Here is a 6,856-nt window from a genome sequence, read left to right on the forward strand (position 1 = left end):
TTTATGTATAAAAAATGATACAATACTATGTTAGAGGTGACAGTATGAGATTAGATAAATATTTAAAAGTTTCTCGCATTATTAAGCGTCGTCCTGTTGCAAAGGAAGTTGCAGATAAAGGGCGAATCAAAGTCAATGGAGTATTAGCAAAAAGTTCAACGGATTTGAAAGTGAATGATCAAATTGAAGTTCGTTTTGGAAATAAAGTATTGACGGTTAAAGTCTTGGAAATGTTGGATAGTACAAAAAAAGAAGATGCATCCAAAATGTACGAAATAATTAGTGAAACAAGGATAGAAGAAGATGCCTAAAAATATCGTTCAAATGAACAATAAATATATCAAAGACGAAAGTCAGCGAAAACGTTTTTTAGAAGAAGAAAGAAAAAAACGCAATCGTTTTCTGGGGCTCGTTTTGATATTGGTCATGTTACTGTTTATTCTTCCAACTTATAATTTAGCCCAGAGCTATCAATCGCTACAAGATAAAAAAGAACAATACAAACAGTTGGAAAAAGAGTATAAAGAAACAAGTGAACAAAAAGAATACCAACAAGACATCGCTAAAAAATTAAAAGACGATGATTATGCAACAAAATATGCACGCGCTAAGTATTCTTTTTCAAAAGATGGTGAATATGTTTACACCATCCCAGATTTACTCCCGCAATAACCGATGGAAAATATCTTACAAACAGTTAAACAATTTCTTGAATTTTCGGATGAAAAATTAGAGGAATTAAAAAAGAAAAACCAAATGATTAAACTTCAAAAGGATGAAAAGGAAAGGAATACAGGTGTCTAAACGATTTCTGCTCCTATTGTTAGTTCCAATTTTATTTATTGGGTCTCAAGCAGCGAGTGTCGAGCAGTCTGAGTCTTCTCAGACAATGGCTCATCCATCAGAACTTTATTTTTCTTCAATTCCAGCGAACCCGAATGTCTATCGCAAAATTTCTGTTTTTTCTGATCCTCAGTTGAAAAAAGCACAAGGAGAAATTCTCCCCAACACACCGTTTACAATCGAACAACTCTTTGTAAATGATGAAGGGAAAGCTGTATTTAAAATAGCAGATAAAGGATATGTATTAGCAGATTCTTCTGTCATTTTTTCTGATGTTGTACAAGAAACACAAGAAAAAAAACAAGACATGTGGCTAAAACCTGGTTTTAAAGTGTATGACCGACCCTTAATAAATGGTACAAAAGAAAAAAATACACCTCTTTCTCCTTATACAAAAGTGACAGTCTTACGTACAGCTAAGACTTTACGAGATGAATTTGTGGAGATTGAAGGTCAGGGCTGGGTGAACAAAGCATTCGTCACTGAAAAAGATAATCGAATGGAAAAAGTCCAGGAATTGTTGAATAGTAAATACAATTCTCCTTCGTATGGAATCTATGTAAAACAATTAGAGACTGGAAATACTGCTGGAATCAATCCGCAAAAAGAAATGTATTCTGCCAGTGTAACAAAATTACCATACTTGTACTACGTCCAAGAACAGCTCAATAAAAAAGCCATTTCTCCAATTACAACCTACAAATATATTCCAGAAGTCAATGATTTCAAAGGTGGCTATGAACCAGAAGGAAGTGGTAGCCTTTCAAAAACACCAGATGGAAAAGAATACAGTGTTCAAGAGTTGGTAGATAAGATTGCAAAAGAATCAGATAATGTTGGACATAATATCTTGAATTATTATGTCACTCATCAATCAGATCAAGACTTCCAAAAAACTTTGGATAAGATTGCAAAGAAACATTGGGATGTTGAAAAAAGAGAAGCATCCGCTGAAATGGCTGGCAATGTCATGGAGGCTGTCTATCAACAAAATGGCCCTATTATTGATGCACTCTCCTCTACAAAATATGATGATCAACGGATTGCGCGTGACCTTCCAGTAAAAGTTGCTCATAAAATTGGAGATGCTTATGACTTTAGACATGATGTTGCGATTGTATATACAAATTCACCCTATGTAATAGCCATTTTTACAGATCATTCGAATTATGATACGATTTCCAACATTTCAAAAGATATCTATGAGGTATTGAAATAATGGAAAAGCGATTTTTAGAGTTTTGTGAAAAACAAGATCTATTTACTCCCCATCGCCGTGTTTTGGTTGCCTTATCTGGTGGATTGGATTCAATGAATCTGTATGAACTTTTATATAAGAATAAAGAACGATTGAAAATCCATCTGGTACTCGCTCATGTCAATCATGGACAAAGACCAGAATCAGATTTAGAAGAAAGTGAACTTCGAACGCTAGCTGATAGGCGAGAGACACGTATTCATGTGGCTCACTATTCGGGTGATTTTACAGAAGCAAAAGCTCGTACCTTTCGTTATGATTTTTTTAAACAGATTATGGAGAAAGAGGATTGCACCGCTTTAGTAACAGGTCATCATGCAAACGATCAAGCTGAAACAACTTTCATGCGCTTGATACGAGGAACAAAATTACGCCATTTAAGTGGTATTCCTGTACGCCAACCATTTGGCAAGGGTGAGTTAATCCGTCCTTTGTTAACTTTTACCAAAGATGAGTTGATGAAAATTCCTCACTTTGAAGACAGTAGCAATGACTCACAGGACTATTTTCGAAATCGTGTACGCCATCAATACCTTCCAGAATTTGAAAAAGAAAATCCTCAAATGCAAGTAAGTCTTCGTTATTTAGCAGAAGAAGTGACTCATTGGCACCAAGCACTGAAAGAATTGACTAGCGAGTTAACCATTCAAGATTTAGCTTTTTTTAGAACGTATTCTCATTCTGTACAATCATTCTTATTAGAAGAGTATTTGGCACAATTTCCAGATTTGCAACTTGGTAGGGTACAGTTTCAAGAATTATTAAATTTACTGCGAAAAAAAAGAAATTGCGTCCATTATTTAAAGTCGAATTATGAACTACATCAGGAATATGATTTCTTTGAAATACAAAAAATCAGTCAAAAGTCGGATGACCAACCCCTCCCATTTTTGTTAGAATTTGGGAATATCTTTGAAATTGCAAATTATAAACTATCTTTTGGACAACCATTAGTAGGGGAAAATGTAGAAATTCTTTCTGTTTCACGCGAAACTCCTATCTTAATTAGAAGGAGAAAGGAAGGAGATCAGCTACTTGTTAATGGCCACCATCAAAAATTAAGACGGTGGTTTATCAACCATAAAATTCCAATTTCTCTTCGGCAAAAGGCTCTCATTATAGAACAAAATCATAATATTCTTTCTGTAGTGGGATTGGTAACGAGTGATTTGAGTAAGCTCTCAAAAAGTGGTATAATGAAAGATAGTCTTTATATTCAAAAAATAGATAGGTAAAAACATGTTAGAAAAAGATATAAAAAAAGTATTGGTTTCACATGATGAAATTGTAGAAGCAGCAAAGAAATTGGGTGAAACCCTAACAAAAGAGTACCAAGGAAAAAATCCAATTTTTGTTGGAATTTTGAAAGGCTCTGTTCCATTTATGGCAGAGTTGATCAACCACGTGGATACACATATTGAATTGGATTTTATGCTGGTTTCAAGTTATCATGGTGGTACAGCAAGCTCAGGTATTATTAATATTATCAAGGATATCGACCAAGATATTACTGGTAGAGATATTTTATTTGTAGAAGATATTATCGATACAGGTAAAACCCTCAAGAGTCTAAAAGAACTCTTTGAAGAACGAAATGCGGCATCTGTAAAGATTGCTACCTTACTGGATAAACCTGAAGGACGTTTGGTTGAGATTGAAGCAGATTATACCTGCTTTACGATTCCAAATGAGTTTGTTGTAGGATATGGTTTAGATTATGATGAAAATTATCGTAACCTACCCTATGTTGGTGTATTAAAAGAGGAAGTGTACTCAAAATAGAGGAGACTAGATGAATAACAGAAAAAATAACGGTTTTGTTCGAAATCCATTTCTGTATTTGTTGATTATTGTAGCGGCTGTGACAGGGTTCCAGTACTTTTTTGCGGGTAATGGAGTTGGTCAAAGTCAGCAAATCAACTACACAGAATTGGTCAAAGAAATTAAAAATGATAATGTAAAAACGATCAGTTACCAACCAAATGGTAGTGTGATTGAAATTGCAGGGACCTATAATAAAGCAAAAGAATCAAAAGAAGATACAGGAATTCAATTTTTTACCCCAAGTGTTCAAAAAGTATCTCGCTTTACTAGTGTCATCCTTCCATCTGATATCACCGTCAATGAATTACAAAAATTAGCAGCTGACCACAAAGCAGAAATCACCATCAAGCGAGAGAGCTCAAGTGGCATGTGGATAACAATTCTCACTTCAATTGTTCCATTTGTTATCGTCATGTTCTTCTTCTTCTCAATGATGAACCAAGGCGGTGGCGGAGGTGCCAGAGGTGCAATGAACTTTGGTCGTAATAAAGCCCGCGCTGCTAATAAAGAAGATATTAAAGTTCGTTTTTCAGATGTAGCAGGAGCTGAAGAAGAAAAACAAGAACTTGTTGAAGTTGTTGAATTTTTAAAAGATCCAAAACGCTTTACTAAATTGGGTGCAAGAATCCCAGCAGGTGTGCTTCTTGAAGGCCCTCCCGGAACTGGTAAAACCCTTTTAGCAAAAGCAGTAGCTGGTGAAGCTGGAGTGCCATTCTTCAGTATCTCTGGTTCTGACTTTGTTGAAATGTTTGTCGGAGTCGGTGCTAGCCGGGTTCGTTCACTTTTTGAAGATGCTAAAAAAGCAGCTCCAGCCATTATCTTTATCGATGAAATTGATGCTGTTGGGCGCCAACGTGGTGTAGGTCTTGGTGGTGGAAATGATGAACGTGAACAAACCCTTAACCAGCTCTTGATTGAGATGGATGGTTTTGAAGGCAACGAAGGAATCATTGTTATCGCAGCAACTAACCGTTCTGATGTCCTTGACCCTGCCCTTCTTCGTCCTGGCCGTTTTGACCGTAAAGTATTAGTTGGACGTCCAGATGTGAAAGGTCGTGAGGCAATTCTTCGTGTTCATGCTAAGAATAAGCCACTTGCTCAAGATGTGGATTTGAAATTGGTTGCTCAACAAACACCAGGATTTGTCGGTGCTGATCTCGAAAATGTTTTGAACGAAGCAGCCTTGGTTGCAGCTCGTCGAAATAAAAAAGTAATTGATGCTGCTGATATCGATGAAGCAGAAGATCGTGTTATTGCAGGTCCATCTAAGAAAGATCGGACGATTTCGCAAAAAGAACGTGAAATGGTTGCTTATCACGAAGCTGGTCATACAATCGTTGGTCTAGTCTTATCAAATGCTCGTGTAGTTCATAAAGTTACTATTGTTCCACGCGGTCGCGCAGGCGGTTACATGATTGCCCTTCCTAAAGAAGATCAAATGTTACTTTCTAAAGAGGATATGAAAGAACAATTAGCTGGTCTCATGGGAGGACGTGTTGCCGAAGAAATTATTTTCAATTCGCAAACAACAGGTGCTTCAAATGACTTTGAACAAGCTACCCAAATGGCGCGTGCAATGGTGACAGAATATGGTATGAGTGAAAAACTTGGACCGGTTCAATATGAAGGAAATCATGCGATGTTTGGTGCTCAAAGCCCACAAAAAATGATTTCAGAACAGACGGCTTACGAAATTGATGAAGAAGTTCGTGGTCTATTGAATGAAGCCCGTAATAAAGCGGCAGAAATTATTCAAGGAAATAGAGAAACGCATAAACTGATTGCTGAAGCTCTATTAAAATATGAAACCTTGGATAGTGTTCAAATTAAATCATTATACGAAACAGGAAAAATGCCTGAAAATTCAGAGCATGAATTAGAAGAAGAAGCAAAACCTCTATCATATGATGAGATTAAGTCAAAATTAGAAGAAAATAACTAATTCAAAAGAAGGAAAATATTTCCTTCTTTTTTTATTAAAAAAGTGTTGACAGAGTAAAAATATTCTGTATAATAGAATATGTTGTAAAAATGGTCCGTTGGTCAAGGGGTTAAGACACCGCCTTTTCACGGCGGTAACACGGGTTCGAATCCCGTACGGACTATCGATAAACTGTCACCAAGTGGCAGTTTTTTTTGTGTATTTGGAAAAAATAGCTAAAAATAATAACCAAATAGTTAAAAAAACGTGCAGAATAGAAAAAAAGTCCAATGGGCTTCTTTATTTTTATAAAATACAGATAAAAGTAAAGGAGAGCTTATGGAATTTAATAAAATGTATCAAAAAGTAAAATATATCGTAAGAAAATGTGAAAAAGAATATTATATTCAATTATGGGAAAAGGATGATTGGGAACAAGAAGGACAGCTAACACTCTTTGAACTTTATCAAAAAAATCCTGAAATTGAAACAAATGAAGAATTACTTTATACATATTTCAAAACAAAATTTAGAAATCATATTAAAGATAAAATAAGACAACAGGAAAGTGATAAAAGAAAAATTAATAGACTTCCATATATTGAAATTGGAGAAATTAGCCACAGAATTTCATCGAGAAAAATATATTTAGATGAGCTGGTTGTTCTGAGAGATGCATTAAAAGGTTTTAAAGAAAAATTAACAGTAAAAGAAAAAGAACAATATGAGGCATTACTAGCAAATAGAAGATGTCTAGGAAAAACAAAAATGAAAAAGAAATTAGAGAACTATCTAAAAGATTTTAAAAATTCAATTTAAAAACTGAAAATTAACAGTGTTTAAACGAACTTTCAAAAAAATAAAATTTTTTGAGAAAAAGTGTTGACAGTAAGGCGAGGTCATGATATACTAATATAGTTGTCGCGCGAGAGCGACAAAGACCTTTGAAAACTGAACAAGACGAACCAATGTGCAGGGCGCTATAACTAAGGTTATAATAACTGAACAAT

The 6,856-nt window shown here is 35.2% G+C and carries 8 protein-coding genes and 1 tRNA gene; all 9 read left to right on the top strand.

The features are described 5' to 3' along the window. Positions 1-44 precede the first annotated feature (44 nt). The 9 genes from O3605_RS05870 (at position 45) to O3605_RS05910 (ending at position 6,665) form a co-directional block, all read left to right on the top strand. A complete protein-coding gene (locus tag O3605_RS05870; protein WP_003002258.1) occupies positions 45-311 on the top strand; it encodes an RNA-binding S4 domain-containing protein in 267 nt (88 codons plus the stop codon). Beyond that, positions 304-672, top strand: a complete 369-nt coding sequence (locus O3605_RS05875) for an FtsB family cell division protein (RefSeq protein WP_003009251.1) — start codon at positions 304-306, stop codon at positions 670-672. Before O3605_RS05870 ends, O3605_RS05875 begins: the two co-directional genes overlap by 8 nt. Positions 673-675: 3 nt before the next feature. Next, on the top strand, positions 676-804 hold the full coding sequence (locus O3605_RS05880) for an SP_0009 family protein (RefSeq protein ID WP_003009253.1): 129 nt from the start codon (positions 676-678) through the stop codon (positions 802-804). Continuing rightward, positions 776-2,062, top strand: a complete 1,287-nt coding sequence (locus O3605_RS05885) for a serine hydrolase (RefSeq protein WP_371585512.1) — start codon at positions 776-778, stop codon at positions 2,060-2,062. Before O3605_RS05880 ends, O3605_RS05885 begins: the two co-directional genes overlap by 29 nt. Next, positions 2,062-3,336, top strand: a complete 1,275-nt coding sequence (tilS, locus tag O3605_RS05890; RefSeq protein WP_371585514.1) for a tRNA lysidine(34) synthetase TilS — start codon at positions 2,062-2,064, stop codon at positions 3,334-3,336. Before O3605_RS05885 ends, tilS begins: the two co-directional genes overlap by 1 nt. A gap of 4 nt (positions 3,337-3,340) precedes the next feature. Continuing rightward, positions 3,341-3,883 carry a hypoxanthine phosphoribosyltransferase gene (gene hpt / locus O3605_RS05895; protein WP_003018402.1) on the top strand — a complete coding sequence of 181 codons (543 nt, stop codon included), beginning with the start codon at positions 3,341-3,343 and terminating at the stop codon, positions 3,881-3,883. A 10-nt stretch (positions 3,884-3,893) separates the two neighbouring features. Continuing rightward, entirely contained in the window at positions 3,894-5,867 is a 1,974-nt protein-coding gene (ftsH, locus tag O3605_RS05900) for an ATP-dependent zinc metalloprotease FtsH (protein ID WP_003002062.1), read from the top strand. Positions 5,868-5,958: 91 nt separating this feature from the next. Beyond that, positions 5,959-6,030, top strand: a tRNA-Glu gene (locus O3605_RS05905). Positions 6,031-6,185: 155 nt separating this feature from the next. Then, entirely contained in the window at positions 6,186-6,665 is a 480-nt protein-coding gene (locus O3605_RS05910; protein ID WP_070589922.1) for a sigma-70 RNA polymerase sigma factor region 4 domain-containing protein, read from the top strand. Positions 6,666-6,856 lie beyond the last annotated feature (191 nt).

This window comes from Streptococcus sp. 27098_8_99, from assembly GCF_041431935.1.
Lineage (GTDB): Bacteria > Bacillota > Bacilli > Lactobacillales > Streptococcaceae > Streptococcus > Streptococcus parasanguinis_D.